Origin of the sequence: Halomonas sp., assembly GCF_014859505.1 — a bacterium.
Lineage (GTDB): Bacteria > Pseudomonadota > Gammaproteobacteria > Pseudomonadales > Halomonadaceae > Halomonas.
The window spans coordinates 1-18401 of record NZ_JACUUD010000058.1 but is presented as its reverse complement, the minus strand read 5'-3'; the positions used below and the strand labels follow the sequence as shown (position 1 = coordinate 18401).

The 18401-nt window shown below is 60.6% G+C and carries 18 protein-coding genes and 2 pseudogenes; 16 read left to right on the top strand and 4 right to left on the bottom strand.

Translation table 11 applies throughout. The features are described from left to right. Nucleotides 1-412 precede the first annotated feature (412 nt). From IBX53_RS09455 to IBX53_RS09380, 16 genes are all read left to right on the top strand, one after another. On the top strand, nt 413-1366 hold the full coding sequence (locus tag IBX53_RS09455) for a 2-hydroxyacid dehydrogenase (protein WP_290908436.1): 954 nt from the start codon (nt 413-415) through the stop codon (nt 1364-1366). Between the two features lie 248 nt (nt 1367-1614). After that, complete coding sequence (locus IBX53_RS09450; protein ID WP_290908434.1) at nt 1615-2658, top strand: NAD(P)-dependent alcohol dehydrogenase; 1044 nt, start codon at nt 1615-1617, stop codon at nt 2656-2658. A 63-nt stretch (nt 2659-2721) separates the two neighbouring features. Beyond that, nucleotides 2722-3741, top strand: a complete 1020-nt coding sequence (locus IBX53_RS09445; RefSeq protein WP_290908432.1) for an ABC transporter ATP-binding protein — start codon at nt 2722-2724, stop codon at nt 3739-3741. 44 nt (nt 3742-3785) lie between these two features. Continuing rightward, entirely contained in the window at nt 3786-4760 is a 975-nt protein-coding gene (locus IBX53_RS09440) for an ABC transporter ATP-binding protein (RefSeq protein ID WP_367171551.1), read from the top strand. A gap of 27 nt (nt 4761-4787) precedes the next feature. Further along, the gene (locus tag IBX53_RS09435) at nt 4788-5714 is read left to right on the top strand and encodes an ABC transporter permease (protein WP_290908428.1); all 927 of its coding nucleotides are present in this window, start codon (nt 4788-4790) and stop codon (nt 5712-5714) included. A 53-nt stretch (nt 5715-5767) separates the two neighbouring features. Beyond that, nucleotides 5768-7333, top strand: a complete 1566-nt coding sequence (locus tag IBX53_RS09430; protein ID WP_290908424.1) for an ABC transporter substrate-binding protein — start codon at nt 5768-5770, stop codon at nt 7331-7333. 75 nt (nt 7334-7408) lie between these two features. Then, a complete protein-coding gene (locus tag IBX53_RS09425) occupies nt 7409-8347 on the top strand; it encodes an ABC transporter permease (RefSeq protein ID WP_290908422.1) in 939 nt (312 codons plus the stop codon). Between the two features lie 57 nt (nt 8348-8404). Continuing rightward, nucleotides 8405-9352 (top strand): 3-hydroxyacyl-CoA dehydrogenase, encoded by a 948-nt coding sequence (locus tag IBX53_RS09420; RefSeq protein WP_290908419.1) that lies wholly within the window; start codon nt 8405-8407, stop codon nt 9350-9352. 45 nt (nt 9353-9397) lie between these two features. Beyond that, the gene (locus tag IBX53_RS09415; RefSeq protein WP_290908416.1) at nt 9398-9781 is read left to right on the top strand and encodes a VOC family protein; all 384 of its coding nucleotides are present in this window, start codon (nt 9398-9400) and stop codon (nt 9779-9781) included. Nucleotides 9782-9856: 75 nt separating this feature from the next. Then, on the top strand, nt 9857-10822 hold the full coding sequence (locus IBX53_RS09410; RefSeq protein ID WP_290908413.1) for a thiamine pyrophosphate-dependent dehydrogenase E1 component subunit alpha: 966 nt from the start codon (nt 9857-9859) through the stop codon (nt 10820-10822). A gap of 10 nt (nt 10823-10832) precedes the next feature. After that, complete coding sequence (locus tag IBX53_RS09405; RefSeq protein WP_290908411.1) at nt 10833-11843, top strand: alpha-ketoacid dehydrogenase subunit beta; 1011 nt, start codon at nt 10833-10835, stop codon at nt 11841-11843. After that, on the top strand, nt 11843-12142 hold the full coding sequence (locus IBX53_RS09400; RefSeq protein ID WP_290908407.1) for a biotin/lipoyl-containing protein: 300 nt from the start codon (nt 11843-11845) through the stop codon (nt 12140-12142). The genes IBX53_RS09405 and IBX53_RS09400 overlap by 1 nt, the downstream gene beginning before the upstream one ends. A 123-nt stretch (nt 12143-12265) precedes the next feature. After that, on the top strand, nt 12266-13000 hold the full coding sequence (locus IBX53_RS09395) for a hypothetical protein (RefSeq protein WP_290908404.1): 735 nt from the start codon (nt 12266-12268) through the stop codon (nt 12998-13000). Between the two features lie 178 nt (nt 13001-13178). Continuing rightward, nucleotides 13179-15221 carry a sigma-54-dependent Fis family transcriptional regulator gene (locus IBX53_RS09390; RefSeq protein ID WP_290908401.1) on the top strand — a complete coding sequence of 681 codons (2043 nt, stop codon included), beginning with the start codon at nt 13179-13181 and terminating at the stop codon, nt 15219-15221. Between the two features lie 57 nt (nt 15222-15278). Continuing rightward, entirely contained in the window at nt 15279-16313 is a 1035-nt protein-coding gene (locus IBX53_RS09385) for an aldo/keto reductase (RefSeq protein WP_290908398.1), read from the top strand. 69 nt (nt 16314-16382) lie between these two features. After that, nucleotides 16383-16556, top strand: a complete 174-nt coding sequence (locus IBX53_RS09380; RefSeq protein WP_290908396.1) for a hypothetical protein — start codon at nt 16383-16385, stop codon at nt 16554-16556. A 71-nt stretch (nt 16557-16627) separates the two neighbouring features. On the opposite strand, the gene IBX53_RS09375 is transcribed toward IBX53_RS09380, so the two are convergent. The 4 genes and pseudogenes from IBX53_RS09375 to IBX53_RS09360 all read right to left on the bottom strand — a co-directional run. Further along, on the bottom strand, nt 16628-17215 hold the full coding sequence (locus tag IBX53_RS09375; RefSeq protein WP_290908393.1) for an ABC transporter permease subunit: 588 nt from the start codon (nt 17213-17215) through the stop codon (nt 16628-16630). Nucleotides 17216-17305: 90 nt separating this feature from the next. Continuing rightward, nucleotides 17306-17638 carry a hypothetical protein gene (locus tag IBX53_RS09370; RefSeq protein WP_290908390.1) on the bottom strand — a complete coding sequence of 111 codons (333 nt, stop codon included), beginning with the start codon at nt 17636-17638 and terminating at the stop codon, nt 17306-17308. A 271-nt stretch (nt 17639-17909) separates the two neighbouring features. Continuing rightward, nucleotides 17910-18182, bottom strand: a pseudogene (locus IBX53_RS09365) (PhnD/SsuA/transferrin family substrate-binding protein); the annotation flags it as partial. 97 nt (nt 18183-18279) lie between these two features. Next, a pseudogene (locus tag IBX53_RS09360) lies at nt 18280-18401 on the bottom strand (transcriptional regulator HexR); the annotation flags it as partial.

The window sequence follows — 18401 nt, the reverse complement described above, 5'->3', positions numbered from 1 at the left end:
CGCACCGATGCCCGCCGATGAGCTCAGGGTGGAGATCACCGTCACGGCCCTGGTGATCGGCGGCGAGTACAGCCACTGAAGCAAGCGCCTAGCGGCCACTGAAGCAAGCGCCTAGCGGCCGCAGGGGTCGTCCAGAACGGCCCCCTCTCGCGGCCGCAGCCGCCGCGATAAGGCATCCACGGTGATTTTGGTGATTTCGAACATGGCCACGCAGACCCACCGTCCCGCATGTGTAGTGGCATAGTGAATCTGGCCACTACAGGCTGTGGTAGCCATCGAGGGGCCGTCCCTGGACGATGCGCTGGTGACGAGGATCCGTGAGGTAAGTAGAGATATTCCGTTGGCCGATTAAGCCAGCGATGTCCACGAAGTGCCGATTATTGCCAAAGCTCTTTCATATGGAGGGTTAATCATGCGTGCTGTGTTTCTTGACCGAGAGTCGCTGGACAGGGGAGACCTAGATCTGGTTCCGGTAGAGCAGGTCGTCGACGCCCTGGTGAGCTACCCCCAGACCACCTCGAAACAAGTCGCCGAGAGAATCCGCGGACACGATATCGTCATCGTCAACAAGGTGGTTCTGGACCGTCAGGCCTTGGCGGCCAATCCACCCAGGATGATCTGTGTGGTGGCCACCGGGACCAACAACATCGACCTTCAAGCCTGTCATGATCTGGGTATCACGGTGTGCAACAGCCGTGGCTATGGAACTGACTCGGTTGCCCAGCATGCTCTGTGTCTTATGCTGGCGCTCTCTACGCGCCTGATCGACTACCACCAAGGGGTGGCCAGGGGAGATTGGCACCGCAGTTCACAATTCTGCCTGCTCGACTACCCGATCCAGGAACTGGCCGGGAAGACGCTAGTGATCGTGGGGCTTGGTACCTTGGGCGGGCGCGTGGCCGAGTTGGGCAGCGCCCTAGGCATGACCGTGAAGGTGGCAGCACGGCCGGGCGCCGAGACAGACGGGAATCGTGAGCCCCTCGAGACGCTGCTGCCTCGGGCTGATGTGATCAGCCTTCATTGCCCACTGACCGAGTCGACGCGTCACCTGATTGGTGAAAAGGAAATGGCCGCGATGAAACCGACGGCTCTGGTAATCAACACGGCTCGCGGGGGGCTCATCGACGAACGCGCCCTGGCTGATGCCCTGAGGCACGGCGTGATTGGTGGTGCCGGCATCGATGTCGTGGATGGTGAGCCACCGGCACAGGACAGTCCCCTTTTGGTCGAGCCGCTGCCCAACCTGATCGTCACGCCGCACTCCGCCTGGGGCGCCCGGGAAGCGCGACAGCGTATCGTCGGTCAGTTGGTCGAGAATATCGTGGCCTGGCAAGGCGGCGCGCCGACTCGGGTGGTCGAGCAGTGAAGTGTCGTCACTTCGAGTGTTGTTCAGAATTGTTCAGCTTTGACTACCAGCTGATGTCCATGGTTCGCACTTAACGACACCATAAGAGAAGTGATAACCCCTAACCCATTGAATAAAAGCACATGGCATGGCTCTTGCGAGGTAATGGGCAAACATTGATAAGCGCGTGACATGGCGAGAGGCCATCACGAGGTGCCACAGCCACCGTGCCCCACTCGATAACAATCACAACGACAAGGAGATAGACCATGAAAGCAGCGGTGCTTCATGCCTATGACGAGAAGGTCGAACGCCAGGAACTGGTCACCTACGAAGATTGGCCGGACCCCAAGATCGAGAAGCCCGATGATGTGATCGTCAGGATTGGGGGTGCAGGGGTATGTCGCACCGATCTGCATATCATCGAAGGGATCTGGCGGGAGCATTCGCCGATTGACCTGCCCTTCGTGATGGGACACGAGAACGCCGGCTGGGTGGAGGAGGTCGGTTCTGGCGTCACCAGTGTCAAGCCTGGCGACTCGGTGATCTGCCACCCGCTGGCCACCAACGGTCACTGCCTCGCCTGTCGGCGCGGCAACGACATGCATGCTGAAGACAGCAGCTTTCCGGGCATCAATGCCCAGGGTGGCTATGCCGATTACCTCCATACCAATGAGCGGGCGCTGATAAAGCTGCCTACCAGCCTGGCTCCCAAGGACGTTGCCCCCTACACCGATGCCGGCCTGACCGCCTATCACGCGGCCAAGAAGGCCGCCGGGCATCTGGTGCCGGGCCAGAAGGTGGTGGTCCTGGGAGTGGGCGGTCTGGGTCATATCGGGGTGCAGGTTCTGGCGGCCCTGTGTGGTGCCGAGATCATCGCTATCGATCGTGCCGAGAGTGCCCTGAAACTGGCCGAGGCCGGCGGTGCCCACCATGCCATCAAGGCCGACGGCGGTGAGGTCGATGCGGTGATGTCGTTGACCAACGGCCACGGTGCCGAGGCGGTGCTCGACTTCGTTGGCGAGGGCGATGCGGTGAGCAAGGGCCTGGCCATGACCCGTGCCAACGGAAGCTATTACGTGATCGGTTACGGCGGCAAGATCGAGATTCCCACCATTGACCTGATCGTCACCGAGAAGAGCATCATCGGCAATCTCGTGGGCACCTATCCGGAATTGGTCGAGCTGATGGCCCTGGCCGACCGGGGGGCCGTGGAACTGGCCACTCGCGAGTACGCCCTCAAGGACGCCAACAAGGCGCTTCATGATCTGCATCACGGAAGAGTGCCAGGACGAGCCGTCCTGATTCCCTAGCCTTTATCTGTGGCCTGCCCCGGCGGGTCACCACCATTTTTTTGCTAGTGAGAGCCCTTTCTGATGACAGCTAACAAACCGCTTCTCAGCGTCAAGGACCTGAAGGTCCACTTCAAGACTGACGACGGCATTGTCCCGGCGGTGGACGGTGTCAGCTTCGATATCAACGAGGGAGAGACCCTGGCCGTGGTCGGCGAGTCTGGCTCGGGCAAGTCGGTCACCAGCCTGGCGATCATGGATCTGTTGCCGAAGGGCAAGGGCTATGTCGCCGGAGGCGAGATGCTGTTCGAAGGCGATGACCTGGTCAAGATGGAGAAGCAGAAGCGCCAGACCCTGCGTGGTAATCGCATCTCGATGATCTTCCAGGAGCCGATGACCAGCCTCAATCCGGTATTCACCTGCGGTTATCAGATCGCCGAGGCGGTGGCCCTGCACCAGAAGCTCGACAAGAAGGCCGCCTGGAAGAAGGCCATCGAGATGCTGGACCTGGTCAGCATTCCCGAGCCGGCCCAGCGAGCCAAGGAGTATCCCCACCAGCTCTCTGGCGGGATGCGCCAGCGCGTGATGATCGCCATTGCCCTCTCTTGCAACCCAAGGTTGCTGATCGCCGACGAGCCGACCACGGCACTGGATGTGACCATCCAGGCCCAGATTCTCGATCTGATGCGCAACCTGCAGAAGGAGATCGGCACCAGCATCCTGTTCATCACCCACGACCTGGCAGTAGTCGCTGAGATGGCCGATCGCGTGGTGGTGATGTACACCGGCCGTGCCGTGGAGGAGTCAGGCGTCTTCGAAATCTACGAACGACCCACCATGCCCTACACCCAAGGCCTACTCAACTCTATTCCCTCCTGGGCGGGTGACAAGAAAGGCAAGAAGGAACGCCTGGTGGCGATTCCCGGCAACGTGCCCAGTCCGCTCAATCTCCCGCCCGGGTGTAGCTTCGAGCCACGCTGTCGCTATGCAAAGGACATCTGCACGAAGAAAGTCCCACCGCTGGAAACGATCGGTGGCGATCACCGCGTGCGGTGTGTGCGGTGGCAGGAAATCGAGAATGAAGCCAAGGCGGGGAGATTCTGATCATGACTAACACCGCAGTAGCACAGGACAACGTGAAGGCTTCCTTGCCTGATGACATCATATTGCGCGTCTCCCACCTGAAGAAATATTTTCCGGTCGGCAAGACCTTTTTCAAGAAGAACCAGCGTGTGGTGAAGGCCGTTGACGATGTCTCCTTCACCGTCAAGAAGGGCGAGGTGGTTGGCCTCGTGGGCGAATCCGGCTCGGGCAAGACCACTATCGGGCGGATGATCATGCGCCTGATTGACCCGACCTCAGGCAGCATGCAGTTCGGCGATACCGATGTGGCGACGGCTGAGGGCAAGCAGCTTATGGCCATGCGCAAGGCGATCCAGATCATCTTCCAGGACCCCTATGGCAGCCTTAACCCACGCATGAAGGTGGGACCGATCATCCGCGAAGGCCTCGACGTGCATCGCATGTACAGCATGGCCGAGCGAAATGAGCGCATTGCCAAGCTGTTGGAGACCGTCGGGCTGGGAGCGGCCCACGTCAATCGCCATCCTCATGAGTTCTCGGGTGGTCAGCGTCAGCGGATAGGCATTGCCCGTGCGCTGGCGGTTAGCCCACAGCTACTGGTAGCCGACGAACCGGTTTCCGCGCTGGATGTCTCGGTTCAGGCGCAGGTTCTGAACCTGCTTCAGGATCTCAAGGAGGAGTACAACTTCTCCATGCTGATGATCTCCCACGATCTGGGGGTAGTCGAGCACGCCTGCGACAAGGTGATCGTGCTCTACCTGGGCAAGGTCATGGAGATGGCGCCCGCCGACAAGCTCTATACCAATCCGTTGCATCCCTATACCCAGTCGCTGCTCTCGGCGATGCCCATTCCCGATCCCCGCCGACGCGATGACAAGACACGCATCATTCTCAAGGGTGATATCCCGAGCCCCATCAACCCGCCTTCCGGCTGTGTCTTTCGCACCCGCTGCCCGATCGCCACCGACGAGTGCGCGAAGGTCGTGCCGCCTCTGGAAGAGAAGAGTCCCGGACACTTCAATGCCTGCATTCATCGCTGAGATAGCTGGATCCATGGAGTTAACAAGATGACAACAAATACCGTTTCAACCGCGCGCTTAACGGACAGCAAGGATGTGCAGGAGGTCGTGGCGAAGCGCAGCGTCTGGAAGGATGCGATGCGCTCGCTGTACCGCTCCAAGGCGGCATTCATATCGGCGATCTTCCTGCTTCTGATGGTTATAATTGCTCTTTCAGCTCAGTGGATCGCGCCCCACGACCCTCAAGGGATCGACATCCGAAACCGCATGCTGTGGCCCGTCTGGACGGACGCGAATTCAAACCCGATGTATCTGCTTGGCACCGATGCGCTGGGGCGCGACATCCTCAGTCGTCTCATCTTCGCCTCTCAGATGACCATCGTGGTCGCCGTGTCGGCGGTCATCGTAAGCGGCCTCGTCGGTGTCTTCATGGGACTGATCAGCGGCTTCTTCGGCCGCTGGATGGATGCGGTCATCATGCGCCTGGCTGATCTCCAGCTCGCCTTTCCCAGCCTGATGATCGGCCTGATCGTCATGTCGTTGATTGGCTCCGGTGTCATGGAGCTGATCTTCGTCATTGCCCTGACGCAATGGGCCTACTATGCGCGCATAGTGCGCTCTGAAGTCATCAAGGTGCGCGAGACGGAATATGTCCAGGCTTCGAGGGCGCTGGGCGCGAGCAATTTACGTCTGATCTTCAAACACGTGTTGCCCAATGCGCTGGCCTCCATGCTGGTCGTGGCCAGTTTCACCCTGGCTATCGCCATCTACTACGAGGCATCACTGAGCTTCTTCGGCCTGGGCATCCCGCCGGCCATTCCCACCTGGGGTAACATGATCTCTGACGCGCGTGACGTCATGCTGCGCAACTGGTGGTTCGCCCTCTTCCCTGGATTGGCGATCACCTTCACCGTCCTTGCCTTCAATCTTCTCGGGGATTGGGTGAGGGATCACTTCGATGTCAAGGCGGAATAGGAGGTAAGGCAGTAAACGTAGTTTCCAAAAATACAATGAAACCGGAGTGCATGATGAAAAAGCCAATAAACTTATTACGCCATGGAATCTTGCCGGCCTTCGCCCTTACGGCCATTGCCGGCGCCGTTCAAGCCAACACCGTCACCTATGTTCTCTATGAGACCATAGATGTCTTCGGTGACCCGGTCATGAACGTCAACTATTCAGAGCAGATGGTTTCGAAGGCTATGTTCGAGCCGCTGGTCTGGGATTTCGATGCCCGCGCACCCGACGGCGAGAAGAGCGGCTTGCGTTCTGCCTTGGCCACCGAGTGGGGTCCTGTTGAGGGAAACGAGAATGCCTGGTGGTTCAAGTTACGTGAAGGGGTGACCTTCCACAACGGCGTGCCTTTCACTGCTGAGGCCGTGAAGTGGAGTATCGAGCGTCCCTTCCAGGAAGGGTTCCCGAGTGGTGACAAGTTCCTCGATGTGCCCATCGATCATGTGGAAATCGTTAATGATCATGAAGTGATCATTCACACCACCGAGCCGGTTCCCATCTTGCCGGAGCGCCTGTCTCGCAATGGCGCCTTCATCATGGAACCCGGTCACTACGAGGCGATCGGATCCATCGATGACATGCGCCTGAATCCGATGGGTACCGGCCCCTACAAGTTCAACGAGTATCGCGCGGATGATCGGCTTATCCTGGATCGCAATGACGATTACTGGGGCTGGCCGGAAGAGGCTAACATCCAGCAATTGGTATTCCGCAATATTCCCGAGGAATCAACGGCTCTGGCCGAGCTGATTGACAAGAATGTTGATTTTGTCCGCCTGCGCCCTGATCTGGTCGAGACGGCCGAGCGAGCCGATGGCGTCACCACCATCGTTGCGCCGAGTCTTGTGCGTGGCATGCTTGGTTTCAACATGGACATGTACGAGGAGCTTCGTGACCCGCGCGTCCGTCAGGCCCTCAACTATGCCATCGACCGTGAAGAGATGGTTGATGCCCTGGCCTTCGGCAACCAGGACCTGCAGATGGTCAATGTGGTCAACGCGCCCAATGACAATCCGAACTTGGACCCCTTTCCTTTCGATCTCGAAAAGGCCATGGAACTGCTGGCCGAGGCCGGTTATCCGGACGGCTTCACCATCGATACCATCGATGTCATGACTCCGGAGTCCTTCAACTACGCCGAGATTGCCGCGGCGTATTGGCAGGCCATCGGCGTCAATGTCGGCGAAGTCCGCCAGCTCGACTGGAGCGTGGTGCGTGAGCGCTGGGCACAGCGAACCCTCAGCGTACATGCGTTCGCCTGGTCAGCCGCCGAGAATACACCCGAGACCGACATGTGGGCGGTACATAATGGACGCCAGACCAATTCCACCCACTGGGCGACCTACAGCGATCGTTACCAGGAGTGGGAGGACATGTACAGCGAACTGGTCGTCACCATCGACGCGGATCGTCGCCAGGAGCTGAACTATGCCATGCAGGAAATCCTCCACGAGGATCCACCCTGGCTCTACACCTACCTGATGCCGATTCCCATGGGTGTCAATGAGCGCATCGGTGGCTATTACCCCCATCCTTCGATGCTGCTCGAGGACTGGGCTTCCATCTACGTCAAGGAGTAAATCAGCCGCGACCGGCCGACAGGCGTCGGTCGGTCGCTACTGATCGCTCATGTAGTCTCTCGGGGAGCGCCCTCAATGTTCTATCTGCTCAATCGTATTCTCCAGGGTCTGATCGTCATCGCGGCGGCCCTGACCCTTGCCTTTCTTATGCTGTTCGTGATCGGTGATCCCGCCATGATGTATGTGGGGCCCGATGCGTCTCCGGCCGTGCTCGAGGAATATCGCAGGAACCTCGGCTTCGATCGTCCCATGATTGTTCAGTATCTCGATTTCATCGGCAGTGCCGCTCAGGGTGACTTTGGTGTTTCCTACCGGCATCGTACCGATGTGGTACCGATCATCGGGGAACGCCTGCTTCGCTCGGCCGAGCTTGCGCTTCCAGCGATGCTACTTGCCGCCATCGTGTCGATTCCCGTCGGCGTCATCAGTGCGGTGCATCGCAATTCATGGATCGACTATGTGGCACGTTTCCTGGCGTTGGTCGGTCAGGCGGCACCCAACTTCTGGGTCGGCATCATGGCGATCCTGTTTTTCTCCTCGACGCTCGGCATTCTGCCGTCCTCTGGGCGCGCCGATCCCGGTTCACCGATTCTGGAGCAGGCGCGCTACATCCTGATGCCCATGGTCATCCTGTCATTGATGCCCATGGCCTACCTGACAAGAATGATGCGTTCCACGGTGCTCGAGGTCATCAACGAGGATTATGTTCGCACCGCGCGCGCCAAGGGATTGAGTGAAAAAAAGGTTATCTATGTGCATGCCCTGCGCAATGCCCTGATTCCCTACATCACGCTGTATGCCCTGCAGTTCGGCTGGATACTCGCGGGCTCGATGGTCATCGAATCGGTCTTCGCCTGGCCCGGTTTCGGTCGCCTGCTGATGGATTCCATCCGAATGCTGGATATCCCGGTGGTGGCGGCAGGCCTGACCACTGTGGCCGCCCTGTATATTGGCTTGAACCTGCTGGCCGACATGCTCTACACCCTGCTGGATCCGAGGGTCGTGAATCGTTGATTGGATCCGAAACGTCGAACAACCTAAAGACAGACAACAGACTAAAGGAGAATAATCATGGCGGAACGCGTAGCAATGATCGGAAGCGGCATTATCGGGCGTGCCTTTGCCATCTGCTTCTCGCGCGGGGGATACGAGGTCACCCTCTATGACCCCATTGAGGGTGTGGCGGAAGCAGCGATCCCGCTGATGCGCGAGACGGTGGCCGACCTGGAGAAGAACGGTCTGCTCAATGACCGCACCACCGACGACGTGATGAGCCGTATGATTCCGGTCAAGACTATGGAGGAGGCCGTCGAAGGGGCCATCCATGTCCAGGAAAATGCGCCGGAGGTCCTGGAGGTGAAGCGCGACCTCTTTGCCAAGCTGGACAAGATCGCGCCCAAGGATGCGGTGTTGGCCAGTTCCTCCTCCTCGATCGTAACGTCCAAGTTCACCGAGGATCTTGAAGGCCGTCATCGCTGCATGATCGTCCACCCCACCAACCCACCCTATGTGGTCACCATTCTCGAGCTGGTTCCGGCCCCCTGGACCGATCCCGAGGTGACCCAGAAGACCCGCGTGCGGCTGGAAGCGATGGGCATGTCACCCATCACCCTGCACAAGGAGGTCACCGGCTTCATCATGAACCGCTTCCAGTCGCCGATCCTTCAGGAAGCCTTTCGGCTGGTCGCCATGGGTGTCGTATCGCCTGAGGACGTGGACAAGGCGATGTCGGAAGGCATCAGTCAGCGCTGGTCGTTCATCGGCCCGCTGGAAGTCGGCGACCTGAACGCGCCCAACGGCTTCCGCGAGTACGCCGAGAAGTACGAGACCATGAACCGCAACATTGCCATGGAGCAGCGCGATCTCGTGCCCTGGGCCGGCCCCTTACTGGATTACATCGACAAGAGTTTCCGCGAGCGCGTGCCCATGGACCAGCACAAGGCCCGTCAGCAGTGGCGTGATCGCCGCCTGATGGCTCTGGCCGTGCACAAGAAGTGGGCCAACGAGAATATCAAATAAGCCCTTTCTATCAGGAAAGGTCGACATCGCCTTCAAGGAGATCTTATGCGACTCGTACATACCATGATTCGTGTGGAGGACCTCGATGAATCCATCGACTTCTACACCCAGAAGATCGGTCTGGAACTCGTGTCCAAGGAGGACCTGCCTGGCAACGATGCCACCATTGCCTTCCTTCGCGATCCCAAGAGTGGCCACGAGATCGAACTGACCTACAACCATGATGGCCGTTCCTATGATCTTGGCGATGGTTACGGTCACATGGCCTTCGACGTGGTCAGTGTTGATGACGCTTACGAGGAGTGGAAGTCGCGTGGTGTCGAGTTCTCGCTCACGCCCAAGACCATGCAGAATGGTATGCGCATCGCCTTTGCCGTCGATCCCACGGGCTACAAGCTGGAACTCAGGGAGATGCCGGAAACGGCCTGATGTCTGCATCCCTGATGCCACGGCTGTTAACAAGAGCGCCACCCCGTTGGGGTGGTGTCAACAAGAGGAAGTCGTATGCATCTCGCAAGAGACACCCTGCTGACCGCTTACCGGAGCATGGCCACCATTCGTGCCTTCGAGGAGAAGGTGCATGAGGTCTTTGCCAGGGGAGAGATCCCCGGCTTCGCTCACCTCTATGCGGGTGAGGAAGCCTCCGGCGTCGGTATCTGCCTGCATCTCAACGATGCGGATTACATTACCAGTACCCATCGCGGCCATGGCCATGCCATCGCCAAGGGCTGCGACGTTCCTGCCATGATGGCGGAGCTGTATGGTAAGCGAACCGGCCTGTGCCTGGGCAAGGGCGGTTCCATGCACATCGCCGATCTCGACAAGGGCATGATGGGCGCTAACGGCATCGTCGGCGGTGGCCCGCCCCTGGCCTGTGGCGCGGCATTCAGCGCCCGGATGCTGAACACCAATGGGGTGGTGGTCGCTTTCCTGGGCGATGGCTCCATCAATGAAGGCTCGACCATGGAAGCCATGAACATGGCCAAGGTCTTCAACCTGCCGGTGATCTTCGCCATCGAGGACAACGAGTATGCTCAGGCAACCGCTACCAACTGGTCCGTGGCGGGCAGCATGACCAAGCGCGCCGCGGGCTTCGATATTCCTACCACCCTGGTGGATGGCTTCGACTTCTTCGACGTTCACCAGGCAGCGGGTGAGGCGATCGATAAAGCGCGTAAGGGTGAGGGACCCCAGCTCCTGCATATCAAGCTCTATCGCTATTACGGCCACTTCGAGGGTGATGCCACGACCTATCGTGGCAAAGGTGAGATGGACAAGGTCAAGGAGACCAAGGACTGCATGGTTCGCTTCCGCGCCGATTTGACCGCCAAGCATGATATCGCTGAAGCGGACCTCGAGAAGATTGACGCGGAGATTGCCGCGCTCATCGAACAGTCTGTGCAGGATGCCCGCCAGGCCGAGTCGCCTCGTGAAGCGGATCTCCACACCGATGTCTACGTATCCTATTGAGGGGGAGCCCATGTCCAGGAAAAGTTTTCGCCAAGCGATCAATGAGGCACTGCGCGACGAGATGCGCCGCGACCCCACCGTCTTCATGATCGGTGAGGATATCGTCGGCGGTACGGGTGCACCGGGTGACCAGGATGCCTGGGGCGGTGTGCTCGGGGTGACCAAGGGACTGGCGCCGGAATTCGGCGCCGAGCGCGTCATCGACACGCCGATCAGCGAGATGGCCTATATCGGGGCGGCGGCAGGTGCCGCGGCTACCGGCACGCGTCCCGTCGCCGAGCTGATGTTTGTCGACTTCATGGGAACCTGTTTCGATCAGGTGCTGAACCAGGCGGCGAAGTTCCGCTACATGTTCGGCGGCAAGGTCAAGACACCCATGGTGATTCGTACCATGTACGGCGCTGGCCTGAGTGCTGCGGCGCAGCATAGCCAGTGCCTGTATCCCATCTTCACCCATGTGCCGGGTATCAAGGTGGTGATCCCGTCCTCTCCCTACGAAGCCAAGGGGCTGCTGACCCAGGCGATCCGCGACGACGATCCGGTGATCTTTTTCGAACACAAGTTCATGTACGACGACAAGGGCGAAGTTCCCGATGAGCCCTATACAATTCCCTTCGGTGAGGCGAACCTCACCCGCGAGGGGGATGACGTGACCATCGTAGCCCTGGGGCGAATGGTCAAGCTGGCCAACGAGGCGGCCGACCAACTCGCTGAGGACGGCATTCACTGCACGGTGCTCGACCCGCGCACCACCTCGCCGTTGGATGAGGAGGCGATACTTGCCAGCGTGCGGCGCACCGGTCGACTGGTGGTGGTCGACGAAGCATCTCCCCGCTGCAACGTCGGCACCGATATCTCGGCGCTGGTGGCCGAGCAGGCCTTCGATGCCCTCAAGGGGCCGATTCGCCTGGTCTCGCCCCCTCATACACCGGTGCCGTTCTCACCGGCTCTGGAGGTTCACTACATTCCCTCGGTCGAGCGGATTCGTGATACGGCCCGTTCACTGATGGGAGGTGCCTGATGGCGGAGCGAATCAATGCCTTGACGCTGCCCAAGTGGGGCCTGTCGATGCAGGAAGGCTGCATTTCCACCTGGCACGTCGAGGAGGGAGCCGAAGTGACCCGCGGCGACGAGATCGTCGATATCGAAACCGAGAAGATCAACAATATCTTCGAGGCACCGGCCAGTGGCCTGCTGCGACGCCAGTTGGCCAAGGAGGGTGACGAGATCAAGGTGGGCGCCCTGTTCGGCATCATTGCCGAGGCGGATGTCGGCGATGACGAGATCGATCGCTTCATCGCCGAGTTCGATGCGACTTGAGGTGATGATTCCCCGGCATTCGTTCGATGGGTTTTCTGAGCCTAGCCCGCCATCGCGTGATCCTAGCGGTGGCGGGTTTTCTTACACCCGGTTTTTGCCTTCCAACCATAGGATACTCAAGCCATGGCGCAATATTTCACGGATTTTTCCGACTATCCGACCGGCGAACCACCGGCCGACTGGCGAGATGCCTGGATGCCCGGTGAGCACCGCCTCGAAGTGCAGGAAGCCCCGGATGCCATCGGTGGCAGGGTGCTGAGGCATAGTATCGATGCCAATAACCGTCGTGCCTGGGCCTGGGAGCGAGTACCGCGAGGGGCCTCCCGTCATGAGGTGCTGACCCGAATGCGCAGCACCAGCGGCGACTCCCGGTTCGGTGTCATCGTGCGAGGCGACGGCGAGGCTGTGCGTGGCACGGAGCATGGCGTGACCTGCGAGTTTTTCAAGGGCGCCAATCATACCCTGGCGGAACATGAAGCGCCCAAGCTCGAGCTTCGTCAGACGCTCTTCCTGCTCGTCTACAGCCCGGACGGTGAGGCCAGTAAGGGCCCCGAGCGGCCCCACGGCGTAGCCAGAATCTGGGGAGAGAGTTTCTTTCCCTGGGAACCCAACGCCTGGTGCTGGCTGCGTGTTCGTGTCGATGCGGTCGGCGACGCACTGCAGGTCAAGGCCCGGGCGTGGCGAGACGGTGAGGCAGAGCCGGACTGGTGGCACTACGAGGTGGAGGATATCGAACCCGCCAGCGTGGGCGCCAACGGCTGGGTCGGTATCACCGGCCAGCGCGAATTTGGCGTTCGCGAGTATGACGTCTTTTCGGTGGGAACCGAGGGGGACTGCGCGCCTATGCCGTCGCGCTGAACGGTCCCCCTGAGCCTGATGGATGACGTGACGTGTAGCTAATATCCTACATTGGACAAGCTTGCATTTCGCATGGTTTACTGATCTCAAACAGGATCATATCAGTGATGTTAAATGATAATAATAATCATTCTGGGAATTCAGGGTTCCCCTGTGGCCCAGGCGGGAGGAGTTCGCCATGCTTTTCGCGGATGATAGCCAGCGGTTATCCACCATTACGAGAGGCGCAACGGAAAATCTGACAGCTTCGGTGGCAAGGAGTTTGTCACAGGAGGAGCTGATCCAGCATTCCTGGTCACGTTGCAGTATGGCCGGTCTTCAGGCCGGCGATCAGCCCGAGTTGGACTACGTCAGCCAGACCGAGCTTCGACAGGAGCGGGAGCGTCTTGAGGTCATTCGTCGTATTGCCCGAGCCGAGCTAGACCTTCTCTACGGCCAGATTTCAGGCACCCGCTTTGCCGTTGCGCTGGGCAACGAGAACGGCCTGATCATGGACGCCAGGGCCGATCAAGACTTCAAACGAGTGGCCCGGGAGCGCAATATTCGTCTCGGTTCACTGTGGCGTGAGTCCCTGCAGGGCACCAACGCTTTGGGCACCTGTGCACTGGTCCAGCATCCGGTGCTGGTCCACGCCGGCGAACATTACCTGGACCGCTACAAGACCCTGACCTGCGCGGCGGCGCCGGTCTTTGACCCCGCCGGGCGCATCATCGCCATTCTTGACGCCTCATCGGACTCCTGCCCGCGGCCGCCCCACACACTGGCGCTGGTGAACTTCTCGGCCAAGACCATTGAGATGGGGTATTTCCGCGAGCAATATCAGGACCAGTTGATTCTCTCCTTTCACAGCCGTCGCGAGTACCGCTATACGGTGAGTGCCGGATTGATTGCGCTGAATACCGATGGACAGTTGCTGGCCGCCAACCGTCAGGCCCTGTTCATTCTGGATGGCCTTCGCCTTGCGGAGGGCAGCCACTTCAATGACCTCTTCACCACTCCCTTCGGCAAGGTGATAGACCGAGTGTTGGCAGAAGGAGAAGTAATGGTGGCAGACCATGTGGGGAGCCACTATTTCCTTACCATCGAGAATACCAACCGCCTGCAGACGACCCATATCCTTCAGCCCCACTCGGGGACAGAACCATCGGTCGCGCTCAACGAGGAGACTTCCGATGAGCATGCCGCCGCCCGCTCCGTCGAGTCCGCTTCGCACGATCCCTGTGATGGCTCCCGTTTCGTGGCCAACGACCCCCAGCTTATCGAGCGTCTCCAGTACCTCACTAACGCCGTGAAACGCTCACTCCCTATCCTGATCACCGGGGAGACGGGGACCGGCAAGGAGGTCTTCGCCAAGTATATTCACCGGGCGAGCGAGCGCGCCGGAGATTTCGTGCCGGTCAATTGCGGTGCCATACCGGAAAACCTGGTGGAGGCAGAACTGTTCGGCTACGTGGACGGCGCCTTCACTGGCTCGCGCAAGGGAGGGGCCGACGGCCTTTTTCATCAGGCCCACGGTGGCACCATCTTCCTGGATGAACTGGGCGAACTGCCGCTTGCTACCCAGGTGAAACTGCTGCGGGTGCTCGACAACCGTCGCTACCGCCCGGTAGGAGGCACCCGGGACATCAAGGTGGATATCCAGGTGGTGGCGGCGACCAATGCCAACCTCCAGGCGGCCGTGCAGTCTGGTGTCTTCCGCTCTGACCTGTTCTACCGCCTCAGTACCATCTCGATCCAGCTACCGAACATTCGCGAGCGCTCCGACTTCGCGGATCTGGCCCGACATATTCTCGCCAAGGTTGATCCCGGGGTGAAGCTGACCCGGTGCGGGCTGGACGAGCTGCTGCGCTACGACTGGCCGGGCAATATCCGCGAACTGCGCAATTTTCTCACCCGTATGGTTGTGCTCAACGACGGTGAAAAAATCACCCGCAGGGAGGTTCAGATCACCTTCGAGATGGCCGACCTGATCGGTATTCCCGATTCGCGCTGCTCCTCGCCGGTGCCGGCTGGCTCTGGATCGTGCTCCTCCCCGGAGCAGTCGGCTGCGGTGTTCTCTTTTCCGGAGGTAGGGCAACCCACGCGCCAGACCAGGCAGCGGCTGTTGGCCGAGCGAATCCAGCGGGCCTGCGAACAGCACTTCTACAACGTGTCGAAGGTGGCGCGGGAGATTGGGGTGTCTCGCAGCACGGTCTACAAATATCTCAACCAATCCCGCTGAACAGCCGGCCAGTGTCGGTCTTTCCTCTCGTCCCTGCACAACTACAAGATCGAGGTAATGATGCGCTACAGGCAGTTCGGAAATACCGACCTCAAGCTATCGGAAATTTGTTTCGGTGCCATGCGATTCACCAGCACCGCCTCTCACGTCACCCTCACCGAGTCTCGTGACCGTGAGCAGGAAGAGGCACAGAATCGGGAGGGGCGTCGCGCGCTGGAGGCGGCACTGGCCGGGGGGGTGAACTGCATCCACTCCAGTGGCGACTACGGCACTCGCTGGATGCTCAGCGATATCCTGGTCCGACATCCGAAACGCAAGGAGATCCACCACGTCATCAAGATGACGAGCCCGGACTATGAGGAGGGCGAGTTTGACCCCAAGGTGTTGCGTCAGAGCGTAGAGGACTCCCTGCGTGACTTGCATACCGACCGCATAGCCATCGTTCAGCATCTCCAGCGTGGTCCCCATGTACCCAAGGCGGAAGCCTATGCCGAATCCGGGGATCGCCGCCGGATTGACGCTCTCCCCGACATGCTGGACTCACTTCGTGAGACCTTCGAGGCGCTAAGGCAGGAGGGAAAGGTCGGGCATCTGATTACATTTCCCCACACCATGGGATATGCCACGGCGGCGCTCGATACCGGCGCCTATGATGGAGTGGCCCACTTCTTCAACCTCCTCGAGCCGGAGGCCCTGCCACTCCTCGACCGGCTCAAGCGCGAGGGCAAGGGCTTTTTGGCCATTCGTCCTCTGCTGCAGGGTATGTTGACCGACAAGCGCATCGATCGTCGGGGCCTGCACGAGACTGACCTCAAGCTCCGTTCGGGCTGGGATTCCCGCTATGCCCTTCTCGACAAGATCCGCGAGCGCATCGGTGAGCCGAACGAACCCTGGACCCGCTACGCGCTGAAGTTTGCTCTTGCCCACGAGGCCGTGACCTCGCTGGTTGCCAGCGGCAACAGCGTCACTCAGGTGGAGGCCCTCCTGGAAGCCTGCGACGGCCAGTATCCCTCTCGCGAGCTGCTTGACAGCGTGTATGCGGTGGTCGAAGAGGTTGGCATGCCACCCAAGGCAGACCTGTTTGGTCTCTGATGCAATCCTCGCCGAATCCACCCTGCCCGTGACTGGCCGGGTCTGTCGCTGCCATCAGGAGAATTTCCCATGCTCTGGTTGGTGATTCTGTCAGCGCTGTTCAGCTACATCAGCGTGACCCAAGCCGTAAAGCGCAACCGTACTGGCCGGAACTGGTTCCATTGGGCGTTCTGTTCAGTCTTTGCGATCAGCGGAATGTTGTTCTCCCTGGCTGGATTGATGGCGGTGCCTCCGGGAAGCTGAGACAGAGGTGGGGTGCCGTTTACCGTCACGGTACCTTGGCGAGCAGTCATTCCAGCCACTGAAAAGAGCGCCTAGCGGGCGCAGGGGTCGTCCAGAACGGCCCCCTCTCGCGGCCGCAGCCGCCGCGATAAGGCATCCACGGTGATGTTCAGCATCGCCGTCACCAGCAGCAGGAAGAAGGCCACGTCGAACATCCGGTAGTCGAACCCCTCCTCGATGTAGAAGCCGAGCGTCGCCACCCCCAGTATCCCGAGGATCGCCGTCTCGCGCAGGATCACCTCGGCGCGGTAGTAGAGCAGCGCCAGCACCCCCGGATAGAGCCGCGGCAGCAGTTCGTAGGCATAGCGGCCGGAGGCCGGCAGCCCGGGCATGCCGGGCATGCCGGGCATGCCGGGCGTCAGGGCATCGGCGTGGCGCGCCACCAGGAAGGCGATCAGCGCCCCGTTGTGCAGCGCCAGCGCCAACCAGGCCGGTAGCAGCGAGGGCCCGAGCAGCAGCAGGAAAAGAAACGCCAGCATCAACTCCGGGGTGGAGCGCAGGACGATCAGCAGGCCGTGCCCGACGAGCCGGGTGCCGGGGTTGCCGAAATGGCGGCAGGCCAGTGGCCACAGCACCATGGCCACTACCAGCGCTCCCACGCTGCCCAGCAGCCCCAGCATCAGGGTGTTGCCGATTGCGGGTCCCGGGTCCGGAATGCGCGAAAACCATTCGACCAGGCCCGCCCAGTCGCCGGCCAGCAGCGCCGGCGGCTAGATGTCCTCGCTGACGAAGCGCCACACCAGGGCCCTATCCACGCTAGGCCAGGGGCCCAGCAGCCAGATGCCGCCGATCAGCAGCACCGGGATCAGCCGCCGGTGGCTCCACCAGTGCAGGCTGGCGATCAGCAGGTAGAAGAGCCACATCAGCGCGCCCGCCTCGTGGTAGCGGCCCTCGCGGAAGGCGGTCTCCAGGTGGAAGCCCAGGGTAGGCAGCCCCACGAAGCCCAGCAGCACGCTGGCGCGCAGGGCGCACTCGAAGCGGTAGCGGGTGTAGGCGAGCAGTTGCGCCCAGACCAGCGGCAGCTCGGCATAGACGAAGCGCAACAGGCGTCCGGTGCCCGGTGGAAGGGCATCGCGGTGCGCACGGGACGTCTGCTCGAGGATCTCCGCATAGACCTTGGCGAAGATGCCGGCATAGGGGATCGCCAGGCCATGCCCATGGCCATGCGGTCCAGCTCCGCCCAGGGGTCCCGGGTGTGGATGGCCAGATCCGCGAAGGGCGCCAGCAGGCGCAGCGCCTGGTGGGGGTCGACGCTGGCCACGGGCTCGTCGCCGAGGAAGATGTCGCGCTCCTGGTAGAGCGCAGGCCGATGGCCACCCGCTGGCGCTGGACGCCGGAGAGGCCGCCTAACCAGGCCAGCTGCACCTGGTCGTTGCGAAAGGCGGTGACCGCGGCGCTTTAGGACTTCACCGGCACGTACTCCACCTCGACGCCGAGGCGCTCCTCGAGGTAGTCGGCGACCTTGCCGAAGCGCTCCACCAGGCGCGCCTGGTCCTCGTCGGGAATGGCGGTGAAGTGGAAGGTCTCGGCACTCGCGCCCTGGGCAAACAGGGCGAAGGCGGCGGCGGCAAGGGCAATGCGGCGCATGGGGCGGCTCCGGAATCGGTGAGGCGGGGCCGCCAATGGAAAGGCTTGGTACGGGAATGGCAAGATGCCAAGGGAACAGGCGCCATGAGGGATGGCGTTAAGGCTGCCTGGTGCTGGCCGGGTAGCGGGTATCCTTGAGGCTGTCCTTGATCTTCTTGAGGTGCCCGAGGAAGTCCTCGCCGCGGCGCAGGGTCACCCCGGTGGCCAGTACGTCGATCA

What these genes read in the sequence shown, in the direction of transcription:
- IBX53_RS09455 (WP_290908436.1), top strand. Translation starts at nt 413, where the DNA reads ATGCGTGCTGTGTTTCTTGACCGAGAGTCGCTGGACAGGGGAGACCTA.
- IBX53_RS09450 (WP_290908434.1), top strand. Translation starts at nt 1,615, where the DNA reads ATGAAAGCAGCGGTGCTTCATGCCTATGACGAGAAGGTCGAACGCCAG.
- IBX53_RS09445 (WP_290908432.1), top strand. Translation starts at nt 2,722, where the DNA reads ATGACAGCTAACAAACCGCTTCTCAGCGTCAAGGACCTGAAGGTCCAC.
- IBX53_RS09435 (WP_290908428.1), top strand. Translation starts at nt 4,788, where the DNA reads ATGACAACAAATACCGTTTCAACCGCGCGCTTAACGGACAGCAAGGAT.
- IBX53_RS09430 (WP_290908424.1), top strand. Translation starts at nt 5,768, where the DNA reads ATGAAAAAGCCAATAAACTTATTACGCCATGGAATCTTGCCGGCCTTC.
- IBX53_RS09425 (WP_290908422.1), top strand. Translation starts at nt 7,409, where the DNA reads ATGTTCTATCTGCTCAATCGTATTCTCCAGGGTCTGATCGTCATCGCG.
- IBX53_RS09420 (WP_290908419.1), top strand. Translation starts at nt 8,405, where the DNA reads ATGGCGGAACGCGTAGCAATGATCGGAAGCGGCATTATCGGGCGTGCC.
- IBX53_RS09415 (WP_290908416.1), top strand. Translation starts at nt 9,398, where the DNA reads ATGCGACTCGTACATACCATGATTCGTGTGGAGGACCTCGATGAATCC.
- IBX53_RS09410 (WP_290908413.1), top strand. Translation starts at nt 9,857, where the DNA reads ATGCATCTCGCAAGAGACACCCTGCTGACCGCTTACCGGAGCATGGCC.
- IBX53_RS09405 (WP_290908411.1), top strand. Translation starts at nt 10,833, where the DNA reads ATGTCCAGGAAAAGTTTTCGCCAAGCGATCAATGAGGCACTGCGCGAC.
- IBX53_RS09400 (WP_290908407.1), top strand. Translation starts at nt 11,843, where the DNA reads ATGGCGGAGCGAATCAATGCCTTGACGCTGCCCAAGTGGGGCCTGTCG.
- IBX53_RS09395 (WP_290908404.1), top strand. Translation starts at nt 12,266, where the DNA reads ATGGCGCAATATTTCACGGATTTTTCCGACTATCCGACCGGCGAACCA.
- IBX53_RS09390 (WP_290908401.1), top strand. Translation starts at nt 13,179, where the DNA reads ATGCTTTTCGCGGATGATAGCCAGCGGTTATCCACCATTACGAGAGGC.
- IBX53_RS09385 (WP_290908398.1), top strand. Translation starts at nt 15,279, where the DNA reads ATGATGCGCTACAGGCAGTTCGGAAATACCGACCTCAAGCTATCGGAA.
- IBX53_RS09380 (WP_290908396.1), top strand. Translation starts at nt 16,383, where the DNA reads ATGCTCTGGTTGGTGATTCTGTCAGCGCTGTTCAGCTACATCAGCGTG.
- IBX53_RS09375 (WP_290908393.1), bottom strand. Translation starts at nt 17,215, where the DNA reads ATGCTGGGGCTGCTGGGCAGCGTGGGAGCGCTGGTAGTGGCCATGGTG.